This window comes from Pontibacter sp. LHS2 (assembly GCF_058932845.1).
On sequence record NZ_JBZYWG010000001.1, the window covers coordinates 506,096 to 530,565 of the forward strand.

Consider the following 24,470-nt stretch of genomic DNA (forward strand, 5'->3'; position numbering starts at 1 on the left):
GTGGTTCACGGCCAATCCCAGTCGTGCTTTTTTCTAAAAGAAGCCTGAGGTATAGCTCTTGCAGATAGTAGTGCTTTAGCTATCCTTTTACTGCCAGGATACTATCCAACCAGTCAACCCTGCATGCGTTATAAGGAACTGGCTTATAAGGTTATGGAGCAGAGCTTTTCCTCGTTTTTTACTGGTCTGGGACTGATCAGCATCATCATTGGCATGGTGCTGCTGGTGTTTGTCATCTGGAGTGTGATCTGGTGCTTCTACGATGCCCGCCGCCGGGGAAAATCACCCTGGCTGATTTCTCTGATGGTACTGTTCATGGTCTGGCCTGTGGGTTTTTTACTGTGGCTGGCTCTCCGTCCTCAAAAAGTGGAGCATCAGGTATAGGCTATTTCCAGCACACAATGCCTTCATATTCTTTGTGTCGTTTCACATAAGCCTCTACAACAGGGCAGGACGGAATGATCTGGCAGTTCTGTGCCTTGGCGTGGTCCAATCCGCATTTTACCAGTTTATCGGCTATACCTTGTCCGCGATGCGTTTCGGGTACATAGGTATGGTCGAAGTCCATATGCCCTTCGTCCGTTATGAAATAGGTCAGCTCTGCTTCCCCGCCCTCGAGCGTAGCGTAAAATCTGGTATCTTCTTCGTCGTGAATGATTTTCATAGGTATAGGTATGTTCAGGATCAGGTATATGCCGGGCAGACAGGTGGAGTTAAGCAGGCATGTTCGGGAGAAAGCGATTTTTAATGTAATTTGCATGCACAATAACAAAACCTGTTGCGGGCTGTCGGAGTACAATCAGCGGTCCCCAATTTTCATCAATTCTACACTATGCAACAAAACGCTAACCTGATCGGTCGCCTATCGCAGCGGCTATCCCTTTTTGTGTTCCTGTTCCTGATCACCGTATTGGTGCAGGCGCAAACGATCACCTCTCCGGACAAGAACCTGAGCATGACCTTTGAACTGGCCGCCAACGGGGTGCCTACCTACCAGCTGACTTACAAAAAGAAGCCGGTGATCAAGCAAAGCAAGATGGGCTTTGAGATGAAAGACGTGCCTTCGATGATGAACGGTTTTACGGTAGCCAAAACAGAGCAAAACTCCGTGAACGATACCTGGGAGCCGGTTTGGGGAGAGCAGAAAACCATCCGCAACAACTACAATGAGTTGCTGGTAACACTCAACCAAAAGGAGCACAAGGATCGTCATATCCGTATTCGTTTCCGCCTGTTCAACGACGGACTCGGCTTCCGCTACGAATTCCCGCAGCAGCCGGAGCTCAAGTACTTCATCATCAAGGAAGAGCACACCGAGTTCAACCTGACCGGCGATCACAAGATCTTCTGGATACCAGGCGACTACGACACGAACGAGTATGCTTATACCACCTCTCAGATTTCGCAAATCCCGGGTCTGATGGAAAAAGCGACGATTGACGTGCATGCGCAACATCCGATCAAAACACTGGCCGTACAAACACCATCTATGATGAAGTCATCAGACGGACTGTACATCAACATCCACGAAGCGGCACTGATAAACTATCCGGCCATGAACCTGAACGTGGATCCGAAAACTTTCAAGTTCAGCACACACCTGACGCCTGACGCTGTGGGTAACAAGGGCTATCTGCAAACCGATGCGCAAACCCCTTGGAGAACCATTGTGGTAAGCGACAAAGCCACGGACATTCTGGCCTCTAAACTGATTCTGAATCTGAACGAGCCGACCGCTTATGAAGACGTGTCCTGGATCAAGCCAGTGAAGTACATCGGTATCTGGTGGGAGTACTTTGTGGCGGGCAAAAGCACCTGGGCCTATGGCAAAGAAACCAATGTGAAGCTGACCGACGACTATACCAAACTGACTCCAAGTGGCCGTCACGGCGCGACCACCGAGAACGCCAAAAAGCATATTGATTTCGCAGCCGAGCATGGTTTTGATGCGGTGCTGATCGAAGGCTGGAACATAGGCTGGGAGGATTGGTTCGGCAACTGGAAAGAGGAGGTGTTCGACTTTGTGACCGCCTACCCGGATTTTGATGTGAAAGAAGTACAAAAGTACGCTGAGTCGAAAGGTGTGCGCGTGATGATGCACCACGAAACGTCAGGAGCTGCCACCAACTACGAACGCCGGATACACGAGGCCTTCCAGTTCATGCAGGACCATGGCTACAATTCAGTGAAGACAGGTTATGTGGGCAAGATCATTCCGCGCGGTGAGCACCATGACGGACAGTGGATGGTGAACCATTACAACTACGTGGCCAATACAGCCGCCAAGTATAAGATCATGATCAACAGCCACGAGGCGGTTCGCCCGACTGGTTTGCACCGTACCTTCCCGAACTGGTTGGCGCAGGAATCTGCCCGCGGCACTGAGTTTGAGGCGATGGGCGGTCTGGCTCCGGACCACGCAACGATCCTGCCGTTTACCCGCCTGATGGGTGGCCCGATGGACTATACGCCGGGCATTTTCCAGACAGATTTGTCATACTACCACGGGGGTGAGCAGCGTGTGAACACCACATTGGTAAAGCAGCTAGCCTATTACGTGACCATGTACAGCCCACTGCAGATGGCCGCTGACATACCGGACAACTATACCCGTTTCCCGGATGCGTTTCAGTTCATCAAGGACGTAGCGCTTGACTGGGATGATACCTGGGTGCTGGAAGCCGAGCCAGGAGATTTCGTAACGATCGCCCGCAAAGCAAAAGGCAAAAACGAGTGGTACGTAGGTGGCATTACAGACGAAAATACCCGAACCGCCAATATCCGTTTCGACTACCTGCCAAAAGGCAAAACCTATATTGCAACGATCTATGCGGATGCGAAGGATGCCAGCTGGAACAAGAACCCGCAAAAGTACACTGTACGCAAAGTGCTCGTGAACTCGAAGAGCGAACTAAAGCAGCACCTGGCCTCAGGTGGCGGTGTGGCTGTGAGCGTGAAGGAGGGAAGCAAGCAGGAGCAGAAAGGTTTGAAGAAGCTCTAAGTCTTATACCTGACAATAAAGAAAAGCGCCGTTCAGCAATGAACGGCGCTTTTTTTGTGCTGCAATCGAATTATTTTAAGGTAGAGATTGTATCCTATTGATATGTAAACTTTTAGCCTTTTACTTATGAACCCAGACGAATTTGAAGAAAATTATACTCAAATCCTTCATACGCTTCTAAAAGCCTTCGCAAACAGCTCCGTAGTTGAACCCGAAAGGTTCTATAACCTGGCCAATGTTATAGAAAAACTGCGCGATACCAGTCCTGCACTCTACGATGCCATTAAATCTTTAGAAGACGAACAACGCGAAGCCGCTTAATTTAAATTAAGCTGACGGAGCTGTAATGATCCTCATTGAACAAGTAAATTACAGCACCGTCAATTTTTTGATGACTAAACCGCGTTCTGTCTGTATCTGCAGGAAGTAAAGCCCGGCTTTGGCAGTCGGTAGTTTTATTTCCACCGCTTCTGGCCGTGGTCCTGTAATGTGGGTTTGGTGCAGACGCTTGCCAACGGCATCGTATACCTCCATCAGCTGCACATCGAAGTCGGCGTGACGCAAACTGACCGTGAACTGGCCGCTGTTTGGATTCGGGTATACCTGGATCGCTTCGGCTGCAGGCAGTTCCTCCACCACAAAGTCAGTGCTGCTTTGTGACTGGCCGCCGTAGCCGATGATCGTCAGTTTGCCGGTTGTGGCGCCGCGCGGCACTCTTACCTTATACCTGTCGCTGGAGGCTTCCAGCACCAGTGCTTCCTGTCCATTGAAGGCAATCTTGTCCTGCTGGCCCATGATGCCGAAGTGCTCGCCGGTGATCTCCACTATAGTGCCCACCGTGCCTTTGGCAGGCTGCATAGCCTTGAACTTAGGTCCCGGTATCACCTCGAATGCAGTGCCTGCTGTGGCTTTTCCACCGGGCGTCTCCAGAGAGATGAAGCCTGATGCGGCCTGCTCGGGTACGCGCACGGTCAGCTGTTGCAGACTGGCCTCCAGCACCTGGGCCTGGGCCTGTCCGAAGCGTACGATGTTCCTTGATTTGTCGTTGGCAAAGTTCTCGCCGCTGAGCATGATACTCGCTCCCACAATATCCGTCTCTTTACTCAAGGCTGTAATCACCGGCGCGTACCACACTGTGTAGGCTGAGCCGCTTACCGCCTCGCCACCTTTTGTATTGATCCGGAAACTGCCTGATACAGCGTTTGCTGGTACCCGTACTGTCACTGCACCGCCAGTGTTGCTCAGAATCTCGCAACTCAGTTTGCCCAACGTTATTGATTCGATCAGCGCTGCCTGCAGGTGTTCGCCAGAGAGGGTCACCGTCTGGCCCACCATGCCCTCGGCGGGGCTGAAGGAGGCAAGTACCGGTGGCTGGTATACCTGGAATTTAGCCGTAGAGGTAACCCCTCCGTCCGGTGTGATGACTTTCAGGGCACCCGTAGTAGCGCCCGTCGGCACGAGCACTTTCAGCTCAGTGGCCGTGGCGCTGACCACGGTGGCGGCTTTGCCATTCAGGTATACCTTGTTATCGGATGGCTTGACGGCAAAGCGCTGGCCGGTGATGGTGATTTCGCTGCTGAACTTCCCAGCCATTGGCTCAAAGGTCGCTATTCCCGGCGTGGCCAGCACATCTTCCAGGTTCACCCGCACAGATTCGTTGATCACCGGGGGCATGTCAAAGATGCGGTTCTGGGTCACGTTAGTGCGGATCGGAGAGTTAAAGTCGAAGAAGATGTCAGCAAAGTTCTCCACCAGGGTCTTCTCTGGCAAATCAGTTTTTGGTTTGATGCTGAACTGGATATAGCCGTGGCTGCCAGGCTCGTCGGCGGTGGAATCGGGCAGCATGATGTTGTCGAAGGTCCAGGTGAGAACAGGACGACCCTTGCCGCTCACTTCCATGCGGCTTGGGTGGGAGGTGGCGCCTAGTTGGAGGGTGCTCAGGTCCAGGTGTTCGGAGAGCGTGTCTACGACCACCACGCGGTAGGCCACGTCGGTGCCCGTGTTCTGGAAGCGGATCTTGTACTTGAGCGCCGTGTTAGTCGGAGTGTAGAACTCCTCGGTGCGGCCTACTGGCGTCACCAGCTTGTCGTTAGGGTCGTAGGAGTCGGTGATCAGCATGCACTCCATCGATTTCTCGGCCTCCTCGTCGTCAGTGGGGAGCAGGTTGACCTGTCCGGTGCTCACAGAGCTGGCTTCTCCGCCCGGGCAGCCCTCGATAGTGACGCTCACAGACGTGTTGTCCCCATTGCCGGCGGGCTGATCGGCCTCCAGGCGCCAGGTATAGCCCATGGAGGGTACCCACAGCACGAGGCTGTCGCCGGCGGCCAGGCTGAACTGCTCCTGAGAAGCCAGTTTGCCGTTAGCGTACTTGCGGAACAGCTCGTACTGCTCCATGTCAGCTGTGCCGGTGTTGCGTACCACAAAGCGGATCATCCCGGTTTCGACGTTACAGCGCCCAGTGATGGTGACGGTCGGTGTGGGTTTGGCCGGCTTGTTGTTGGAGGGGGTGATCCAGGCGCGGGTGCAGACGGTGAGACCCCGCACCGACTCGTCGCCGCAGGTGACCAGGTCCTGAATGTAAATGTTGCCACTCTCGCCAGCAGCCAAATCCCCAATAGAAAATTCGTAAGCGCCATCTGCCATGCGGGTATAGGGCTTATCGGCCGAACGCAGCTCGACTTCCTTGGGCAACTGAAGGTATACCTTGGCGTTTGTGGCGGTGGCGTACCCAATGTTGGAATAGTATAAGGTTGTCATACTTTCGAAGCAGCGCCGACGGCGGGTAGAAGAGATGCTCACCCGTAAGTACGGGAAATTATTTGCTCTGAAGCCAAAATTAATATTGTCCGCCTGCCTGGTTTTGCCTGTAAGTGCTACCTGCTGAGGAGGACAGTCACTCACAATTAATCTGCCGGTAAGATCCGGGGCAATGCTGCGCACGGTATAGTTACCTGAATCGACAGGTAGTGTATAACGGCCATCCGGTCCGGTCAAGGTATAGAAGGGGCCGGGGGTAGCTTCAATGACAATAGCATGGAAAGGCGCCTCTTCATCCTCAAAAGTACAGTTTTGGTTATTGTCTGTGAAGGCGCGGCCGCTGATTATTCGTTGTGGCTCCTGGTAGTTAGTTGCCCGAAACGAAGCAAATGCTTCTGATTTATAGTCATTCCAAACCAAGCGGGAAGCCTTGCGGTCTACAGCTATGTCTAGAACCACCAGATCATGCTCTTCGTGTACTAAATTTGCCTGCTGGTCAAGTATAAAGAACTTGTAAGGTTTAATGTTTGAGCTAATATACAGGTAACCTTTTCCGTCTACCGCTATACTGCTTTGGGAGTTCTCGTAGTGCCATTCAATGTTAGTGTTATTCCAGGCATGTGACCAGATGAAATTTGCTTGCGGATCGAACTTCTGCACACGACCACCATTGTGATCAAGTACATAAAACTGCCCAAGCATATCAACGACAATTGCGGTAGGCTTTACTATCCTGTCGCTCTCGCCTACACCAATCATGACATATTGTAACAGACCACTGGAATTAAGTTTTCTGACTGCGTTTTCGGTATAGTCCGTCAAGTAGATGTTCCCACTGGCGTCTACAGCCAGATCAGTAAAAAAGTTTGAACTTGCTCCAGGTCCAAAATCACTAAATGTTTCTAACAAGTTACCATTAGGATCAAATTTGTAAATTGCAGATGCGCTGTAAGTCCCAAAGCTGGTCAAAGCGTATATGTTTCCCCAATAGTCGATGGCAATAGCTTGAGGTGCCGTAATCGGTGAGTTACCAGACCGGCCAAATTGCAGTACAACTTCTCCTTCCGAATTAAACTTATTGATCGCGCCACTTATGTCGAGTTGGTACACAAAACCCTGTTCATCCAGTACCAGGTCTTTGGTTTGCCACTTGCCACCCCATACCTGAAGTACATCGCCAGCTTTATTGTATTGTATGATTTTACTGCTCCCATTATGCCTTCTATCCGATACAATTAGATTGCCCTCACTATCAAGTGTGATACCGATGATAGTACCCCAAAGGCGGCCCTCACCGGATTGATGGTAGATTCTTTGTTGGTAATTACCAGAAGTGTCATATACATAGATGCTTCCGTAGCTTGTTTCTGTTACATACACTTGGCCGGTATGCTGATCCACCGCTATGTGTGAAGCAGAGTTTATCTTGTTCTGAGCAGGTCCATTATTGCCGAACTCTAATAGTTTTTCTCCTGCAGCATTAAATTTCACCACTTTACTTCCTTTAAAATTGAGCTGATAAAGGGCATACAAATTATCATTTTTGTCGAAGGCTATACTAAAAGGGTATTCTGCCTCCTGCTGGAGCGTATCCAGATCAGAGTAAATTACAATAGTCTGCAGCAAATTGAAGTCCTTGTCGAAGCGCTGGATGCGGCGGTTACCAGTATCCGCTATATAAATCTCTCCCTTAGAGTTAACTGCGATCTCCTCCGGATTTATGAATTCTCCGGGGCCTGAGCCATACGTGCCAAGCTCGAACAAGAGAGAGCCGTCTTTGTGAAACTTTGCAATTTTAGCATAGGTATTGCTCACCACATAGAGGTTGTCGTCAGCATCAAAGGTCATGCTAAACGTGCCATAGTTTTCATCATTTAACCCTTCCGGCATGAAATTCTCATCCAAGTGACCTGCCTGATTAAATTTCTTGATGTAAAAGTTGGAGTAGTAAATGTTTCCTTTAGAGTCGACGGCTACATCGCGGGGCATACTAATCTGAATGCCAATTCGTTTTTCCAAATCAAATCCAGGTATGCTCGGATTTGCAAGTTGCGCAAAGGATGGCGCAGCACTTACAAGGGCAAAAAAGAAGCATAAAACAGCATGTAAACTTGTTCTCATAGGCGCTGGGCAGGGATATTAATTAAAGAGATTTAAGGTGCTGAATCTTGAAATTACGCTATAAACATAGCGTTATAATGTGTGATATACTAGAAGCAAAATGAAAAAACACCCTGTGTTATACTTGTAAATCTTAACTTTGCCATCTTACCTTCGTTATCACTTCGATCCCTAAAATAAACAAACATGCCCCATACCTATACCAACAAAGTAATGTGGTCGCACCTGGATGCGAACATGCACATGCGTCACTCTGCCTATGCTGATTTTGCGGCGCAGGCCCGTATCGAAGCCCTGGAAGAATTGGGAATGGATCTGAAAACTTTTCAGCGCCTGCACATCGGGCCGATCCTGTTTAAGGAAGAAACTTCGTATCTGCGGGAGGTGGGCATCAACGAGGAAATCACCATCAAGACGGAACTGACAGCCAGCCGTAAAGACGGTTCCCGCTGGTCACTGCGTCACGAGCTGTTCAAGGAGGATGGCGTGAAAGCAGCGGTGATCAAAGTGGAAGGTGCCTGGATGGATGTGTTGAAAAGAAAACTGACTACACTACCTGAGGAACTCGCGCAGCACTTCATGGAGCTGCCTCGCAGCGCCGATTATACTGAGCTAGAAGGTTAAGGCTATACCTATTCTTATACCTATACCTGATCTAAGGCTGGTATAGGTATAGCAGGCGAGTCCTTGTGCGGTACTCTTTGATAATCAAAATCTCTTGTGTTATTCCGGCGAAAGGAGGAGTCTGAGAACCTCATAAGTATGCCTCAGATTTCTCCAGCTGGTCAAAATGACAACAGATGGCTCAAGTGTAGGCTAGGCACTTGGACTGAATAGCTTACTGTTCCATTTTCTTTTTTGCCTCTATACACCAGAGCAGTTCCTTTACAAAATGGTCAGCTCGTTTATCAGTAGCTTCTTTGTCAGTTGCGTTGCCTTCCTCATCGTAGTTGTCTTGCACCTTAGGTACCGGGAACATGGCGGGCACAGTCCAGGCGCGCATTTTCCAGAGCGAAAACTGCAACGAGGTGATTACCTGCGTACCGCCAAAAGCCCCGCCGGATACCGTTGAGATGGCCACTGGCTTGCGGTGCCATTCATCATAGAGCAGATCCACCACATTTTTGAGGCTGGCCGGGTAGCCGCCATTGTACTCGGGTGTCACGATGAGGACGCCATCCGCACCCAGAATCTTTTCCCTGAATTCCTGCATGCCAACCGTGGGCTCTTCCTGTCGGCTGTAGCGCTCATGAAACACCGGAAAGTCATAGGCTTTCAGGTCTATAATCTCTGTTGTGGCCAATTGGTGTTCTTCCAGATACTTTTTCAGGTATAGCACGACCCGGTGACTTTTGCGGCCAGTGCGGACGCTCGAAGAAATAATAGCGATGTGAGGCATTGGATTGGTTTTAGTTAGAATGATCAAAAAGAGTTGAATTATTGTCTTCTACAAATAGCTGAAGTTCTTGGCAAGATCAATTGACTTCAGTCTCCAACTCACTAAGCAGGTCCTGCAGGTCGAGCGGCTGGGTATACATGGTGAGTGAGCCATCCTCGTTTTGAGGCCAGTTCTCTTGTGGTCGGTCCCAGTACAACTCTACACCATTACCATCGGGATCCGACAGGTATAGCGCTTCCGATACGCCATGATCGGATGCTCCGTCGAGGCGGTAGTTTGCCGCAATAATTCGCTTCAAAATGGCAGCCAGGTCTTTGCGGGTAGGGTAGAGGATAGCGGTATGGAATAATCCTGTGCTGCGTGGCGGCGGCGGTGTACCTCCCTTGCTGTACCAGGTGTTCAGCCCGATGTGATGATGATAGCCACCCGCCGAAATAAAGGCTGCATCTGCTCCGTACATCATCACCAGCTCAAAGCCCAACAGGTCGCGGTAAAAGGCCAGCGCCCGATCCAAGTCGGCCACTTTAAGGTGCACGTGTCCGATGCGGGTCTGTGCCGGTACGGTATACTTGTCTGATGCCATGGTCTTCTGCCTTTTAGTCGTCAATACTAGCCCATACGCGCACCGCAATTTTTTGTGTTGATCAAACCCGGAGCGCTGACCTTACAAATCACTCTGCGCCAATTCGAGCAGCACATCATAGTAGGGACGGCGCAGCATTTTCGCTTTGAGCCAGGCATAAAAACTCATGGCCTGTATGTCAGTATTCTCAAAGGACTCAAACTCCAGGCTCTGCTCAACCTGCTGAAAAAAGGCTTCGCTGGCGACAAGTTCCGGTTGGTCTACCATGTGCTTGATCAGTTGTAGGTACTGCTTCACGTTGTAGTAAGCAGGCTGCTGTAGCAGGTCTTTGAAAGTGCGTTCAAATGATCGGATCTTGTTGAGCACAAGGTCTTCATTGCCCATTTCGTACTGCAAAATCAGTTCTCCCATTTTCTTCTTCAGCACCCATTCACGGCCCATGGTCTGCTCCAGCCATTTGTCTGATCGTTTAATACCCAGCAAAACCCGGTTGGCTTTGCCAAAAGCTCCCTGCGCAAAATAATTGAAGCTCAGTCCCAGCAGGGCAGTCAACTGGTCGCGCTGGCTCAGGTGTACCTTGCTTTTGTAGAGTAGTTTTTCCATCAGCCCGATAGCCTCTTCGTTGTTGCGCAGAAAGACCAGGTTGGCTACCATCAAAAATATATAGCGCGGGTAAAAGGTGGCGTAGTGGTTCTTTCCGTCTCCGCTCATGCTGTTGTGCAGCAAGGCCAGGTAGTGGATCGATTCCACAAACTTCTTATTCCGGTACAGCACGTGCGCGATCATGTAGAGGAGGCTGAGCTTGTAATACTGATGCGCTTTGATAAAACCGTATTTATGTTCAGTTTCCTGGTACTGGCTGATGATGAAGGGCTCAAAGTTCAGGAAATCCTTCCGGGCCAGCACGGCACTGCGCGCAATGGACATCAGTTTGTAAAGTAACAGCGGACGTTTGCTCACGGCCTCGGTCAGGTTGTAGCTGACGAGTACTTCCTGCATGATCCGGTCGAAGTGAAGGTCACGGCCCAGCCTCCGGACAGCCTGCAGGCGCTGGTTGATAATACTGCTGGCAATGTTGGCCCTTTCCACTTCGTCGGCAGCCAGTTTGTTCTGATTTCGCCTCCCGATGATTTGGTCCAGCTCCTCGGCAAACTCACTGTCCGCTTTTTCAATCTGCAGGTTATAGATCGTGTTGAGCAGGTCATACTGTTCGTTAGCAGTGGCCATTTTCTCCGCTTTGAGCAGGTAGTGCCAGGCCAGCCGCTCCACCCGCGCATCGAACAGGTAGCGGGCCAGGGAGAGCAAACCCATGATGGAGGAGGCCGCCGTGCTGTCCTCCTCCATTCGCTTGAGCATGATGAAGTCCGTGAGGTGGCGGGTGAGCCTTTTGCGGAGCGCATAGTAGGCTACCGGATTAGGATCATCCGGGTATAGCCGCGCTATCAACTGCTCAGGTGTATAATGCTTTTCCTGCAGCAACAGTTTATAAAGCGCTAGATCCTTGCGGCTCTTCTTTTTTTTCTGACGCTGAATAAAAATACCCAATTCCCGACGGTCTTCCTCTCCGAGCGTTTCCAGCGTTATTTTGAGATCGTCCATCGTGCTTTAGGTATGGGGGTTGTTTTTGTACGACATGGTGGGTATAGTATCTGGTAGCTCAATTAGTTGTTGGGTGAATTTTAATGGATGAAATTCGCTTAAATCTAAATTTTAAAAGTCTAACGATGTGAATATAAGTAATTGTAAGTTAGTAATATATGTTGTATTGAATTAAAATTCAAAAGTCTGTAAAATTGATTTGCTGGCTTTCTATAGCTATGGTGTTGTTGTAAGTTTGATCTATCAAAAAGCAAAAGAAAATCTAACACTATAACACACATCGACCATGAAAAATCTACTGTTCACTATCATTGCCTGCCTCTTTTGTTTTGCTGGTCAGGCGCAGGACATTCTCATCAAACGCAACGGCGACGAGCTGGCGGTTAAGGTACTCGAAATCGACCTGGAGGCTGTCAAATACAAGCGCTTCGATAACCTGGAAGGTCCTGTTATTTCCATTGCTAAGAGTGATGTATTTATGATCAAGTATGAAAACGGGACCAAGGTGACCATGAACGAGATGCGCCCGGCTGTGCAGCAGCCCGTTTATCCGCAGCGCACGGGTTATCCTCAGGAGAACCTGAAGCTGGGTGGACCGCGACTGGGCTTCACTGTCCTGAGCCAGAAGTACATCGACCACATCAGCAATGACTATGATACCAATGTAAATGCCTTTATGACGCAGTTTGGCTGGCAGTTTGAAACGCGGGTGTTTACGCTGGAAAACGGTACCTCGGGTCTGTTTGAGTTTGTGCCACTGGTGGGAGGCCTGGAGCAGGGTAAGTTTTTGCCTAGCCTGAGTGCGCTGGTAGGCATCAGAAGTGCGAAGGGGCTGGAGTTTGGCTTCGGACCGAATGTGTCGCTCGGAGGGGCGGGTATCGTGCTGGCCGTAGGTACTAACTTTCAGAGCCAGGGGGTAAACTTCCCTGTTAACTTCGCTGTGGCACCTTCCAAAGATGGCGCACGTTTTAGCCTGCTGTTCGGTTTTAATTCCCGCAAATACTAAGCAACATAGTGATGAAAAAGCTTCTACTTTTAATCGTATTGCTGGGGATGCACGAGGTACTGCTGGCGCAGGATATAATTGTAAAAACGACAGGGGAGGAAGTGCCTGCTCGCGTCCTGGAAATCTCCCTGCTTGAAGTCCTTTACCAGCATCCAGACTCCCTCCAGGGTATAACAAGGCGTATACCGAAAGCTGAAGTGTTTATGGTCAAGTTTGAGAACGGCTCAAAGGAAGTTTTTGAGCAGCATTTGGCTGACAGTTTGGTTAGCCAAATGCAAGGTATGACACCCGACCAGTTATACGCCTTAGGCAAAGAGGATGCAGCATTGTACTACAAGGGCAACGGTGCCATGTGGGGCTCGGTTGCCAGTTCGTTGGTCATGTTCCCAATCGGCCTGGCGGGCAGCCTGGCTATTGGCGCAACACCTCCCAAAGTAAAGGCTGATCGTGTGTCAGATGCTAGCCTGTTGGCTGAGCAGGATTATCTGAAAGGGTATAAAGAACAGGCGCATCGCAAGAAGAAAGGGAAGGCCCTGGCTGGCGTGGGAATTGGCGTAGGTATACAGCTCGGACTGATCATTCTGATACTTACCAGCATGCCGGTGATGCCATAACTCTATAATTTGGTAAAAGCAGAACGGGGGGTGGCCAGCAATTAGCTTGGGCCACCTCCGTTCTGCTTATAAAGGATAGGAACTTAGCAGCAACCACTTCCCGGTGTACAGGCCAGGTTTTCCATGGGCTTGCTTCCGTATACCGTGATGCTATAAATGCCGGTGTTGCTCTCCCGAAAGGCTTTTATACCTGCTTCGTCCAGGTAGTCCTGCAGAATCTCGTCCGGCACATGGATCGATTTCTCTTTCTGCATCGTGATGTTCTCAAAACCGATTTCATGGATGATCTGCAGGTATTCCTCTTTTTGGATCGCACCCGACACGCAGCCGGCGTACATTTCGCTGGCCTGCACAATGCCATCCGGCAAATCGCCTACCAGCACTACATCCGAAATGCTGAAGTGACCACCTGGTTTCAGTACACGGAATGTCTCCGCAAAAGCCTGCCGCTTGTCCGGCACCAGGTTGAGCACGCAGTTGCTGATCACCACATCGGCACGGTTTGCCGCTATCGGAAGGGCTTCGATCTCGCCTTGTCTAAACTCCACATTGTTGAAGCCGAGTTTGTCAGCATTTTCGCGGGCCTTGGCGATCATAGCCTCAGTCATATCCACGCCGATCACCTTGCCGCTTTCGCCTACCAGCGCACGGGCCACAAAGCAATCGTTGCCGGCACCGGAGCCGAGGTCAACAACTGTCTGGCCTTTACTGATCTGGGCAAATTCGGTAGGCACACCACAGCCAAGCCCCAGGTCTGCATCCGGGTTGTAGCCTTCCAGTTCGGTATAGTTATCTGCAAAAATGGCGTAGTCTACGGTGCCGCAGCCAGTGGCCCCGCAGCATGAGGCTTCGTTCTGCTCTTTGCTTTGCAGCGCAATCTCACTGTATTTGTCGCGCACTATTTTTTTAAGTTCTTCTGCCTTATTCATAGTTCTCAATTTTTATTTATCGGTAAATTACGATCAATATAATTAAATTTTTTTAACAGCAACTGCTGCCACAAGCCGCGTAGCTTTGGAAAAACACGCCCAAGGTATCCTGAGCTTGCTTCCATACCTGCTCATTGATACAATAGCATACCTTTTTGCCATCGATATCGCCTTGTATCAGGCCAGCTTCTTTTAGCTCTTTCAAATGCTGCGACACTGTGGACTGCGACAGCGGTAGCTCGTCTACAATATCGCCGCAGATACAGGCCTTTCGCTCCAGCAGCACTCGCAAGATGGCAATGCGGGCCGGATGACCCAATGCTTTGGCAAAACGGGCGATCAGGATTTGCTCTTCTGTGAATTGTTCTGTTTTCGAAAGTCCCATAAGTGAATTTATGATCGTAAAATTACGATTAAAAGAGAAGATTTCAAAATAAACGATCAGTTTTTTTTATGCTAAAGATCCTATACCGGGTCAGGCCGATAAATATCTTTCCAACTCCAGCCATCCTGGTACAAGAGGTATGTCAGTGTTTCGCGGCGCTCTTTGAAAATCTCAGGAGATTGAAATTCCTTTAAGCGATCCATCCGTAAAGGGATGCCTGCTTCAATCAGTGCTACCCAGTTCATATCCGGGAATGAGTAAGGCTCCTGCGCTTCGTTTTTGTGATGGCGGTTGAGCACCTGTAAGTAAAAGTCCTGTGCCCCCCTGATCGTGAGCAGGTCCGCATCCGACGGCCTTGCTTCTTCCTGTACGCCAAATTTCAAAAAGTTAATCGTCTCATCAAAAATAGTAAGGTTGAGGATAACTGCCTGGCGCTGCTCAATGCTGTGTAAATAGTGAATGATGGGGTAGGCCTTGTGGTTTTGGCTGTGTTGGATGATCATGTCAGCCAGGTCAGCATCGTGTTGCAGCAGCCTGTCAAAGTTTTTGCCGTTCCAGCAGTTCATCAGCATCTGTTGGGGCGAATTGCCCAGACTGCTGAGGAACACGCTGAGTTTCACTTGCAGGATAACGGCCGATAATACGGGCATGATGTAGGTGATGGAGATGGTGATAAAGGCTAGTCCGCTAAAAGCAAGCAGGTTAACAACAATATCCCACACGTAGCTGCCAGGTTTGAAATCACCATTACCCATCGTGGACAAGGTATAACCGGCAAAGTAGAGCTTCTCCCAGGCAGTAGTGATTTCTTCCGTATTGCTATCCAGCACGGAGCCCGGATCGGAGAGGAGCAGCAAAAAAGAACCGAGCCACATGCCCGCGACCCAGGTCAGAATGATGATGACCAGCAGCAAGTGGCCAACCCGCTCGAGCATTCGCTTTTTGCCATCGTTCCCTGCCAGTTTCAGACAAAGGCGCCAAAGTTTAACAGAGATATAATTGGTCATACGCCCGCCTCCCTGGAAGGAAAGCGTGGTGGTGATCAGATCTGCTATGACAAATAGAATGAGGACTACACCTGCTATCGCGTAAAGTGGCTGCATGGAGCTGAAGCTTTAGTAATCAGGGGAGCTTATACCTGGTTGCTTTAAGTTTTTAAAAGTTTAAGTACTTGCTAAGCGCGTAGTTTTTGCGCCATCTCAGGAGTTCTAGCTTCGGCGTAAGCACCATAAGCATCTACCAACACGCCTTTTATCCCATGTGAAGAAGAAATGGCATACACCACGGAGCTGTCATCGGGGTTGCTCATGCCCTCAAAGCGATGCACCTCATCGACTTCAAACTCTTCTGGTTTCAACTCCATTGGCTGGGTGGTGCACACAATGCAGTTCTCTTTCAGGTTAAAGTCTTCGGTGTATCCTCTTTCCTTGAGTTCGTTCAGGGCTTGTGATAATGTATCGTAGCTGTTATCGTTCATGTCGGGGTTAATATCTGATATGAATGGTTGCTTTATGCTGTTGCGCTTTCTTATACTTGTGGTGGCGGCTTTTCGTTCGGGAGCTAGCTGTAGTGAGAGTGCCTTTATACCTGCATTGGTCGAAATATTGTAGTTGAATCAGATATAATTTGTAGTTTCAGCGATATAAAACTATAAATCAGAAAGCCACATAAATACAATTGTGATGATAAATCGTTACACCCAGATTGCAATCGGATTGATTCTTTCAGCATCACTGACCTTTTGCAATCAGCCAGAGAAAGAACAGAGTACAAGTGTTGCGCAGGACAACCACGCCGGCCACGATATGCAACCAAGCGAAGGTGCCACCACCATTCAGGCACAAGCCGACCCGGACACGCTGAAAGGCAGCCTCAAAGCCGAGGCCCATGGCATGATCGGCGATGCACACCTGACCATTGCCTACCATTCGCCGGCCGTGCGTGGTCGCCAGATATGGGGTGGACTGGTAGCTTACAATCAGGTATGGGTAACGGGAGCGCACACGGCTACCAGTCTGATGACAGACAAGGCCATCACCATAGGAGGAAAGCCACTGCCAGCTGGAAAGTATGCGCTGTTTACAATACCTGGTGAGCAGGAGTGGACCATCATCATCAACAAGAACTGGGAGCAACACCTGGCTGATGACTACACAGCATCAGAAGACGTGCTGCGCTTTACAGTGCAGCCTGAAATAGCGCCTGTAAAACAGGAAAGGCTACGCTACGAGATCGTTTCCGGAGACGGTGGAAACGGTACGATCCAGATCACCTGGGACATGCTGAAAGTGTCGCTGCCGGTAGCTCAGCAATAGAACTTAACAATACCCGTTAAATGCAAAAAAGGACAGGCTAAACCTGTCCTTTTTTGATGTTCGGTCAAATCGTTTTCTACCTTGGGGTAATCTTCCAAAGCTCTCCGTTCTGCTGGTCAGTCACGACATAGAGGGCGCCATCCGGACCCTGTCGCACATCACGTATACGCTGCTTGCGGTCGCCCAGTAGGTGCTCCTCACCGGTTACACGGTTATTCTCGATCCGCAACCGAACCAGAGCCTGTGTGCGGAGACCTCCTACAAACAGATTTCCTTTCCACTCTGGGAAAGCACTACCTGTATAGAACTGCGCACCTGATGGGGCAATCACCGGATCCCAGTAGTAAACCGGGTCCACGTATCCTTCTTTGGTCGTCACGGCATTAGGGATCGGTTCGCCAGAATATTCCTCCCCGAAGGTGACCACAGGCCAGCCATAGTTTTTGCCTTTTTCCACTTTGTTCACTTCATCGCCTCCCTGAGGACCATGGTCCACAATCCAAAGCTCGCCTGCTTCGTTAAAGGCGGCCGATTGTACGTTGCGGTGCCCGGCAGTCCAGATCTCAGGCAGTGTGTTGTTTTGGTTTACAAAAGGGTTGTCGTTCGGTACTTTTCCGTCTGGCGTTATGCGGATGATCTTGCCCATGTGGCTGTTCATTTGCTGTGCCTGCGGACGAATTTCCTTGTCTGATCGCTCACCTAAGGTGATGTACAGCATGCCATCCGGTCCGAATGCCAGGCGAGATCCAAAGTGCTTGTCTCCGTTATAAGTTGGCTGTGCCTGAAAAACGACCTGAACGTTCTCCACCCGGCTACGGTCTTCTGACAGCACCCCGCGTGCTACACTGGTCGCATTGCCTCCCTTGCGGGGTTCTGAATAGCTCCAGTAGATCATGCGGTCCGAACTAAAGTCAGGACTGAGCGCTACATCCAGCAAACCGCCCTGCCCGCGGGAGTCCACTTTAGGAACACCAGTGATGGGCTGACCGATCTGTCCGGAAGCTGACAAGATGCGCATGTTGCCAGATTTTTCAGTAACCAGCAGATTGCCATCGGGTAGGGGCTCTACAGCCCAGGGCTTATCCAGGTTTTTGGTAAGCACCTGTACGTCAAATGTTGTTTCGGATTTTATTTCACAGGCGCGGGTTTGGCCTTCAAACGTAGGCTTCTGCTCTGGTGAGTTAGGCTGGCCTGTATCAATCGGCTGGCAGTCTTCCTGTGTGGCGACAGGGTCTTGTTGGTCGCTGTCCTGTTGGGTGGGTGTGTCTTCGCTACAGGAAACAGCCATGGTGCACATACCGATAGCCGATAGTAGGATTAGTCTGGTTAGTTTCATACGTTTTAATTTAATGGTCAGTGTCTGCTCAAGTTATAATCATCATTTTACTGGATTGTTTTGGATTATGTTCAAATCACCGGCTTGTACTCTGTTCGACAGGCCAGATACAAGCCTGGTACTGGCACCTGATAAAAGAAAAGCTGTTCTTTGGAGGAACAGCTTTTCGATGTGAAGTACAAGACAATGAAGATGCTTAAGCATCCAAGGCTCTCTTTTTGAGAAGGATAAATTCTTCCTCTGTAATGGAGCCCCGCTCACGTAAGTCTTCAAGTCGCTCGATGGTGGCAATGGACTCTTCCACAGACTTGCTGCGGTATTCATTGACATCCTGGCGCTCAGTGGTCGCACGTCTTTCCGGAGTATCGTGTGCGATAGTCGATTCGTTTGTGTCGTAGAAACGGTCCTCGTTGAAGGACTCATCATTGTAAAACTCAGAGTTAATGCGCCTTGTTGTTTCCGGTTCGCGGTGCAGGGCATCTTCAAACTCAGACTTGTACTCCGGCTTATCGTCGAAGGCGTCGTGATGGGCGCGGCGGAAGTTATCCCGCACGGCGTATTCATAGTCAGGTGTGATCGGTCCTCCGGGGTAGGCCGGATAACCGGCTACACTTTTAGCATCCACTGAAGCCACAAAGATGTTTTTGCCTTTGCGATCAAGTGCAGCGGCACCAATTGGGATCAGCAGAAATGTATCGCGGTCGCGGTCAAAAAAGCGGTGATCACCCAACACGGAGAGGTAGCGCACTTTCATGGCGTCCATGTCTACGATCAGGTCATGCACATCCCCCAGCTTTTCACCGTCGGCTCCTACTACGCGCCACCCTGTCACGTCTGTATTGTTTTTGGCAACATCATAGTCTTTCAGTTCGCTTAGAGGCACAAGTCTTTCGTTTCTTAATTCATTCTCGTTCATAGCTTCAGTTTAAGTTCTTATCACTTCGGGAATCAGTTCAAGCGCTGGTGCGGGCACCAACACACAGGCAGTGGCAAGCGCCTGAACTTGTCCGTCCTTCAGAACCAGTTCATAAACAACCCATCCCAGCAGGAGTAGTATCACGACCAGCAGGATCCAGGGCCACACAGGTTTTTTCTTTTTTTCGATTCGTATCTCAGCCATTTCGCTTTGTTCTTATGCGATTTTGTTGCAAATGCAGTTCATCTAAGCGGACAAATGAAATCGTGGTAACCAAGGCTACAGGTATAAGCGAGCAACTTTGCCAGGCCCATGCTGATGCTTAGCAACACTCCAATTCCCACAAGCAATGATCAACGATTTTTGTGCCCTACTACTGGTCCATAAGAGGCAGCAGTTTAGATGGTTTTATTACGCTGTTCATGAAATGATTGTTGGTAGCGGGTACTATTTAAAATTCGATGCAGCCCATAACAGATGCCGGCACTGTGGCAGGGTATGTGTTTATTGGTAAATGCCTAAGGGTCAGGTTAAAAATATTTAGCTTCTGCATGCTTGTATGTTGATATAAAACGTAAATTGCACCGTGCCTAACGCCGTCCGAAACATATTGATCTCGTTTTCTCTGCTGCTTGCTTTCTTCAGCTTGCAGCTTGGCGTGCCAACGGAATTGCCAGCTGCCGATCGGCAATCAATAGCTGCGCAGGACGAGGTGAGGGAGATTGACAGTGTGCTTTATCACTCACCGGCACTCTTACAGGGCGAGGAGCATTTTGGCGTCTGGCAATCCAGACCGTCACCCTCGCTCAAACATGCCCCTTATGGGGCTCCGGCACTTGCAGCAAAGGCGCAGGAATTCAGACTGCAACTGCTGGTATCACACTACCTGCAGCGGATCAGGCACATCAGCCCCAGCCTCACTGGTTGCGACATCATATTTCCATTCCATTATTTCTGGTAAAGTCCTCTTCAATTTAGCTGAGGTGTAACAGCACTGCGGCTATCCCGAACCAGGTATAGGCACCGGTATACAAGCGTGGTCATACCTGCCTTATGTATTATCAGATTTTAATAGATTAAAAAAATGGATTTAGAAGTAATCGTATTAGGCATTTTGGCAACAGCAGTATTTCTGGTGCCCATATTTTTCATTCAACGCAGACAAAACAGTCAGGCAGGCAAAGTAAAGCAGGCTTTCCTGTCAGCTGCCTCAGAGCAAGGACTCAGCATCGGACAGCACGACTTCTGGAACGACCGGTACGGCATTGGGCTGGATGAAACACAAGGCCGCTTGTTTTATTGGCACAATGATGAACTGGACCCGCAGGAAATCATCATTGATCTGGGATCGGTTCGCAAAAGCTCTATAGACAATGTATACCGTGACGTGAATGGAAACCGCATTATTGACATGATCGTGCTGCGCGTATCACTGCACGGCCCCAAAGCACCGGAGCTGTACCTGCCGTTTTACACCAAAGAAGGCAGCATGATGCTTAGCGGTGAGTTGCAGCTGGCCGAAAAATGGAATGGCATTATTCAGAACAGCATGGTGAAGATGCAGGCAATGCAGGTATAAGCAGATACTCAAGCCTGCCCGACTGGGTAGGCAATCATAAGTAGGGCCAGTTTGTAGAGGTGCGCACCATAGGTGGTAACCTCTGCAAACTGGCCCTTGTTTGTTTTGGAAGGGGTGATTAGTTGCTATACGTCAGCTTGGTATCAAAACGGCCCTCACTGATCTGCATGGTTTTACTGGCGTCCGTATAATGCTGGAGTGTACCCTCGAACGTACCGGCCACTATGTGGTTGATCGTGTCCAGGCGGGTAAGGTGCAACGTCATGCTTGCATCATCTTGCAGGAGGTAAAAATCATTTTGGCTCATGTCGATGGATAAGCTGCTGTGGTCCTCGCGGTCCTTGGACAGAGTATAGGTACCTGGCTTGCTCACATTATAGGCGCTGATTGTGAAATCCTGTGAGATGTATCTTTTATCGTCTTTGAATTTGTAGTTGTATTCAGCCCGCACAATCAGGCTGTAGGTACCGTCGGCGTTTTTATGCAGTCGGCCTTCCACAAAATTGTCTACGCAGTCAAAGAAGTTACAGATCTTGCCATGGTTGACCCATACCTTGCCGTTGGCTTTGAAACCCAAGGTGTTGCGACCGTCCTGCGTGACAGGTGGGAGATTGAACTCAGGCTCTTTGTCGCAGGAACTTATACCTGTACACAGGGCTATACCTGTCAGTAGTAGCGTAAAGGTTCGCAAGCTGCGAAACCCAAGTTTTGGCATCCTCATAAGAAGCGAATTAGGTATGCAAGGTATGTAAAAGTCACTATTCTGCAAATGGGTTGAGGGGGCGATTATACAGCCAGGCCTACTTTGATTACTGTGCAGCTAAAGTCTGGAACATGTGTAGCGCTATACCTGGTTAACCGCTGTGTGTCTGACTGCTTATACCTGCTTTATAGGTTTCTACCACCGTTGTATGTGTGAAATTGTGGGTACTTGGTGTACAGGGGTATAGTACCTGCTTCTTTGTGTGTTATCTTAGAGTGAAAACCACCTTATTCTCATGAAGAAATTACTTTATGTGGCGATAGTTATATCCGCCACTGCCTGCACCTCCGAAAATAACCTACAAGACACCCTTTACAATGTTGTAGAATCCGGTGCGAACATGGCCCTCGATTCGCTGCACCAGACTGCAAACAAGGAACTAGAACGCTACACTGGCATTGACTCGCTGGCGAATAAGATCGGAGCGGCCGATACCATAAACGTCGAGCGGGAGATAGAGCGTGGCGTAAAGCGTCGGATCATCGAAGAGCTTTCCAAATAACGTTAGTATCCATAGAAGGCTCTTCCAGGGCACACGGCAAAGTATAATAGTATAAAGTTCAAAAGATGTAGCCGCAGACAAATGCCTGCCAAGGTTGAGAAGTTCGATCAGGCCTGCCTACTCCACTAGCGCGAGTTTTACAAAAATAGGGAAGTGATCAGAGCCGAATTTCGGAAGCCGCTCCATTTCGAGTACCCGAAACTCTCCTGACACATACACATGGTCGAGCGGGTAGCGTAGCAGCATGTTGTGCGCGCCGAATGAGTTGTATAGCCCTCTGCCGACCCGGACATCTCTGAGCCGGCTTTGCGTATGGAATAGACGTGACGTGCGCGACCAGGCCACATCATTGAAGTCGCCGGCGACCACTGAGGGTACTTCCGTTTGACTGACCATCTTACCTACCTTTAAGAGTGCCACTTCCTCACCGCCTACATTATCAGGGTGCTTGCTGGGTTTGGGAGGCACCGGGTGCATGGCATGCAGTATGAATTCCGCTCCGCTCGGTAACATTACTTTGGTATGAATGGAAGGCACCGTCTCGTGCTTCAGAAACATGATGCTGGTTTCATTCAGGGGAAATTTGGAGAACAGCACCATGCCGTAAGTGTTGTCGAGCGGGTAGGAGACCACATGGGCGTACCGCTGCCGGAGCGGACTGAGTTGGTCTACCCACCACTGATCCGTCTCCATAGCCAGTATCAGGTCAGGGTCTGCCTGCTGCACAATTTGCAGGAACTCGTCTGCTTTGCGGTTTTTCATCCAGACGTTGGCGACCAGCAGACCAAAGGTTCGCCCTTCCTTCACGGACCGGTGCTCAGCAGACGCTACCGTTTTATCAATCAGGGTAGTATAGGGTAGGATGTAGGTCGCCTGTAGCACAATAGCACTTACTAAGCCCACCGCAAAGGCCACAGCAGAATAACCCCATTTCTTGTTGACAGGGATGAACAATAGCAGGCAAAAGAGTAGCCCCGCCAGTACCTGTACTCTTGGGAAATCGAGCGCTTTAATATACCAGTAAGGTAGGTCGTATAGCAGAGATAGTAGTGTGACTAATATCAAGAGGGTGCCTAAAACCAGCGTAAGATAAAGGGCGACTTTGTAGGCTATTTTCATGTAACCTTATGTACAGCAAAGCCTGGGTTAGGGTTGTTAGGCAGCCAGTTGAAATTTCCAATGTCGATGCTGGAACCGGGTTCAAGCTATACCTGAAAAGCTAACAAACTAGTCGGTCAGCAGATTGACCAACACTTGTTTGGTTAGCGGTTTGGATACGTAGTTTATAGCTTCAATTCTGTTTAGCTTCTCTATATCCTTTGGGTTACTGGAAGTGGTGAGTACCGTAATGCGGCTTGGGTAGAGTAGTCTGTAATTATTGCGCTCGTAATACTCCAGAAATTTAAAGCCGTCCATGACTGGCATGTTCAGATCTACAAAGATGGTATGCGGCACTGCATTTGCAGCCAGCGCCTTTTCCAGAAATGACAGCGCTTCTTTCCCATTCTCACAGGTAACCACCTCAAACCCTTTGTTTAGGTCCTTGATCAAAGACTTGTGCAGGTAAGTAGTCACTGTATCATCATCGATCAGCAAAATGTACTTTCCTTTTGGTATAGCTTTCATGGCTTAGATTTAGATCAAAGAACAATATACTCATAGCAGTAGCAAAATCATACCTACTCCTGACTCACCAGTAACACCAGATAGCCCAGGTATAGCAACAGCAGAATGATGCCTTCCCAACGGGCGAGCTGACGGCCCCTTCCTACGAAGATGAAAATGAACAGCAGCAGACCCGCTCCGATGTTAACAATAATGTCTGTGAAAGAGGTTGCGCTTACCTGTAGCGGGGTAATGACCGTGGACACACCCAGGATCAGGAAAATATTGAAGATGTTGGAGCCAACCACGTTGCCAATGGCGATGTCCACGTTCTTTTTGCGTACCGCTACCACAGAGGTTGCCAACTCCGGTAGGGAAGTACCCACTGATACGATGGTCAAGCCGATAATACGCTCCGACAAACCGAAAGCTTGTGCTATACCTACTGCACTCGTTACGATCAGTCTGCCGCCCAATATCAGTCCGCCTAAACCGAGCGCAATAAAGAGGATAGCCTTCAGGTAGGTATAATCCTTCGTCTCAGTTTCCTCATCATCATTACCACCTTTCGCGATCATTAAATTGTACACCAGGAAGATGCAGAAGAAAAGCAGCAGCAGGAGACCATCGGATCGTGAGATCAGGTTGGAAGCAGCACTGTCGAGAAACACGTCGTTTGCCACAAAAAGTACCGCTACGGCAGCCAGCAAACTGAGTGGTATTTCGAGCCACGTGGTATTGCGCTTCACCGTGAGCGGATAGATGATCGAGGAGACACCCAAAATGGCGAGCACGTTAAAAATGTTACTTCCCAGTACGTTGCCCAACACCATTTCCGTGTTGTTATTGATCGAGGCAAATACATTCACAACCAACTCTGGTGCTGATGTACCGAAAGCCACAATCGTGAGCCCGATGACAATGTTAGGTATACCCAGCTTTTTGGCAAGACTCGAGGAGGCCTCCACCAACTTATCGGCACCGAAGATCAGGGCAACAAAGCCTGCTAATAATAAAAGTATATTCAGCATTTGATTGTATTTGGACTAGTCGCTAGCAT

Annotated in this window: 26 protein-coding genes; 10 read left to right on the forward strand and 16 right to left on the reverse strand. The window is 49.6% G+C overall.

The window, feature by feature from the left end; all coding sequences use genetic code 11:
- Positions 1-123 precede the first annotated feature (123 nt).
- The gene (locus AC5FX6_RS02160) at positions 124-384 is read left to right on the forward strand and encodes a hypothetical protein (RefSeq protein WP_493595384.1); all 261 of its coding nucleotides are present in this window, start codon (positions 124-126) and stop codon (positions 382-384) included.
- A gap of 1 nt (position 385) precedes the next feature.
- Here the strand turns inward: AC5FX6_RS02160 and AC5FX6_RS02165 are convergent, their stop codons facing one another.
- Positions 386-760, reverse strand: a complete 375-nt coding sequence (locus AC5FX6_RS02165) for a GNAT family N-acetyltransferase (RefSeq protein ID WP_493595385.1) — start codon at positions 758-760, stop codon at positions 386-388.
- Positions 761-832: 72 nt separating this feature from the next.
- Here AC5FX6_RS02165 and AC5FX6_RS02170 point away from each other — a divergent pair, with 72 nt between their 5' ends.
- Positions 833-3,001: a glycoside hydrolase family 97 protein gene (locus tag AC5FX6_RS02170; protein WP_493595386.1), complete on the forward strand. Its 2,169-nt coding sequence runs from the start codon at positions 833-835 to the stop codon at positions 2,999-3,001.
- Positions 3,002-3,127: 126 nt separating this feature from the next.
- Positions 3,128-3,322 (forward strand): hypothetical protein, encoded by a 195-nt coding sequence (locus AC5FX6_RS02175; protein ID WP_493595387.1) that lies wholly within the window; start codon positions 3,128-3,130, stop codon positions 3,320-3,322.
- A 48-nt stretch (positions 3,323-3,370) separates the two neighbouring features.
- Here AC5FX6_RS02175 and AC5FX6_RS02180 read toward each other — a convergent pair whose 3' ends face one another.
- A complete protein-coding gene (locus tag AC5FX6_RS02180) occupies positions 3,371-7,777 on the reverse strand; it encodes a DUF7619 domain-containing protein (RefSeq protein ID WP_493595388.1) in 4,407 nt (1,468 codons plus the stop codon).
- A 288-nt stretch (positions 7,778-8,065) separates the two neighbouring features.
- Between AC5FX6_RS02180 and AC5FX6_RS02185 the strand changes: the two genes are divergently transcribed.
- Complete coding sequence (locus tag AC5FX6_RS02185) at positions 8,066-8,503, forward strand: acyl-CoA thioesterase (protein WP_493595389.1); 438 nt, start codon at positions 8,066-8,068, stop codon at positions 8,501-8,503.
- 214 nt (positions 8,504-8,717) lie between these two features.
- On the opposite strand, the gene AC5FX6_RS02190 is transcribed toward AC5FX6_RS02185, so the two are convergent.
- The 3 genes from AC5FX6_RS02190 to AC5FX6_RS02200 all read right to left on the reverse strand — a co-directional run bounded on the left by AC5FX6_RS02190 (position 8,718) and on the right by AC5FX6_RS02200 (position 11,460).
- Positions 8,718-9,278, reverse strand: a complete 561-nt coding sequence (locus tag AC5FX6_RS02190) for an NADPH-dependent FMN reductase (protein ID WP_493595390.1) — start codon at positions 9,276-9,278, stop codon at positions 8,718-8,720.
- Positions 9,279-9,354: 76 nt separating this feature from the next.
- Positions 9,355-9,861, reverse strand: a complete 507-nt coding sequence (locus tag AC5FX6_RS02195; protein WP_493595391.1) for a VOC family protein — start codon at positions 9,859-9,861, stop codon at positions 9,355-9,357.
- A gap of 81 nt (positions 9,862-9,942) precedes the next feature.
- Complete coding sequence (locus tag AC5FX6_RS02200) at positions 9,943-11,460, reverse strand: hypothetical protein (protein ID WP_493595392.1); 1,518 nt, start codon at positions 11,458-11,460, stop codon at positions 9,943-9,945.
- Between the two features lie 286 nt (positions 11,461-11,746).
- Between AC5FX6_RS02200 and AC5FX6_RS02205 the strand changes: the two genes are divergently transcribed.
- A complete protein-coding gene (locus tag AC5FX6_RS02205; protein ID WP_493595393.1) occupies positions 11,747-12,466 on the forward strand; it encodes a hypothetical protein in 720 nt (239 codons plus the stop codon).
- Positions 12,467-12,477: 11 nt separating this feature from the next.
- Positions 12,478-13,080, forward strand: coding sequence for a hypothetical protein (locus AC5FX6_RS02210; protein ID WP_493595394.1), 603 nt, complete (start codon positions 12,478-12,480; stop codon positions 13,078-13,080).
- An 83-nt stretch (positions 13,081-13,163) separates the two neighbouring features.
- Here the strand turns inward: AC5FX6_RS02210 and AC5FX6_RS02215 are convergent, their stop codons facing one another.
- From AC5FX6_RS02215 to AC5FX6_RS02230, 4 genes are all read right to left on the reverse strand, one after another.
- The gene (locus tag AC5FX6_RS02215; protein ID WP_493595395.1) at positions 13,164-14,009 is read right to left on the reverse strand and encodes an arsenite methyltransferase; all 846 of its coding nucleotides are present in this window, start codon (positions 14,007-14,009) and stop codon (positions 13,164-13,166) included.
- Between the two features lie 52 nt (positions 14,010-14,061).
- Positions 14,062-14,394: an ArsR/SmtB family transcription factor gene (locus tag AC5FX6_RS02220; protein WP_493595396.1), complete on the reverse strand. Its 333-nt coding sequence runs from the start codon at positions 14,392-14,394 to the stop codon at positions 14,062-14,064.
- Between the two features lie 80 nt (positions 14,395-14,474).
- On the reverse strand, positions 14,475-15,497 hold the full coding sequence (locus tag AC5FX6_RS02225) for an ion channel (protein WP_493595397.1): 1,023 nt from the start codon (positions 15,495-15,497) through the stop codon (positions 14,475-14,477).
- 71 nt (positions 15,498-15,568) lie between these two features.
- Positions 15,569-15,871, reverse strand: a complete 303-nt coding sequence (locus AC5FX6_RS02230; RefSeq protein WP_493595398.1) for a phosphoribosylpyrophosphate synthetase — start codon at positions 15,869-15,871, stop codon at positions 15,569-15,571.
- Positions 15,872-16,076: 205 nt separating this feature from the next.
- On the opposite strand from AC5FX6_RS02230, the gene AC5FX6_RS02235 reads away from it, so the two are divergent.
- Positions 16,077-16,709: a DUF2911 domain-containing protein gene (locus tag AC5FX6_RS02235; RefSeq protein ID WP_493595399.1), complete on the forward strand. Its 633-nt coding sequence runs from the start codon at positions 16,077-16,079 to the stop codon at positions 16,707-16,709.
- A gap of 76 nt (positions 16,710-16,785) precedes the next feature.
- On the opposite strand, the gene AC5FX6_RS02240 is transcribed toward AC5FX6_RS02235, so the two are convergent.
- The 3 genes from AC5FX6_RS02240 to AC5FX6_RS02250 all read right to left on the reverse strand — a co-directional run bounded on the left by AC5FX6_RS02240 (position 16,786) and on the right by AC5FX6_RS02250 (position 19,165).
- Positions 16,786-18,045, reverse strand: coding sequence for a PQQ-dependent sugar dehydrogenase (locus tag AC5FX6_RS02240; protein ID WP_493595400.1), 1,260 nt, complete (start codon positions 18,043-18,045; stop codon positions 16,786-16,788).
- Positions 18,046-18,241: 196 nt separating this feature from the next.
- Positions 18,242-18,961, reverse strand: a complete 720-nt coding sequence (locus AC5FX6_RS02245; protein WP_493595401.1) for a PRC-barrel domain-containing protein — start codon at positions 18,959-18,961, stop codon at positions 18,242-18,244.
- A 9-nt stretch (positions 18,962-18,970) separates the two neighbouring features.
- The gene (locus AC5FX6_RS02250; RefSeq protein WP_493595402.1) at positions 18,971-19,165 is read right to left on the reverse strand and encodes a hypothetical protein; all 195 of its coding nucleotides are present in this window, start codon (positions 19,163-19,165) and stop codon (positions 18,971-18,973) included.
- A 382-nt stretch (positions 19,166-19,547) separates the two neighbouring features.
- On the opposite strand from AC5FX6_RS02250, the gene AC5FX6_RS02255 reads away from it, so the two are divergent.
- Complete coding sequence (locus AC5FX6_RS02255; protein ID WP_493595403.1) at positions 19,548-19,922, forward strand: hypothetical protein; 375 nt, start codon at positions 19,548-19,550, stop codon at positions 19,920-19,922.
- Between the two features lie 123 nt (positions 19,923-20,045).
- Positions 20,046-20,540 carry a hypothetical protein gene (locus tag AC5FX6_RS02260; RefSeq protein ID WP_493595404.1) on the forward strand — a complete coding sequence of 165 codons (495 nt, stop codon included), beginning with the start codon at positions 20,046-20,048 and terminating at the stop codon, positions 20,538-20,540.
- 118 nt (positions 20,541-20,658) lie between these two features.
- Here AC5FX6_RS02260 and AC5FX6_RS02265 read toward each other — a convergent pair whose 3' ends face one another.
- On the reverse strand, positions 20,659-21,231 hold the full coding sequence (locus AC5FX6_RS02265; RefSeq protein WP_493595405.1) for a Riean_0653 family protein: 573 nt from the start codon (positions 21,229-21,231) through the stop codon (positions 20,659-20,661).
- A 307-nt stretch (positions 21,232-21,538) separates the two neighbouring features.
- Here AC5FX6_RS02265 and AC5FX6_RS02270 point away from each other — a divergent pair, with 307 nt between their 5' ends.
- Entirely contained in the window at positions 21,539-21,805 is a 267-nt protein-coding gene (locus tag AC5FX6_RS02270) for a hypothetical protein (RefSeq protein ID WP_493595406.1), read from the forward strand.
- A 117-nt stretch (positions 21,806-21,922) separates the two neighbouring features.
- Here the strand turns inward: AC5FX6_RS02270 and AC5FX6_RS02275 are convergent, their stop codons facing one another.
- From AC5FX6_RS02275 to AC5FX6_RS02285, 3 genes are all read right to left on the reverse strand, one after another.
- Positions 21,923-22,924, reverse strand: a complete 1,002-nt coding sequence (locus AC5FX6_RS02275; protein WP_493595407.1) for an endonuclease/exonuclease/phosphatase family protein — start codon at positions 22,922-22,924, stop codon at positions 21,923-21,925.
- A 108-nt stretch (positions 22,925-23,032) separates the two neighbouring features.
- Positions 23,033-23,431 carry a response regulator gene (locus AC5FX6_RS02280; protein WP_493595408.1) on the reverse strand — a complete coding sequence of 133 codons (399 nt, stop codon included), beginning with the start codon at positions 23,429-23,431 and terminating at the stop codon, positions 23,033-23,035.
- Positions 23,432-23,484: 53 nt separating this feature from the next.
- A complete protein-coding gene (locus AC5FX6_RS02285) occupies positions 23,485-24,441 on the reverse strand; it encodes a calcium/sodium antiporter (RefSeq protein WP_493595409.1) in 957 nt (318 codons plus the stop codon).
- Positions 24,442-24,470 lie beyond the last annotated feature (29 nt).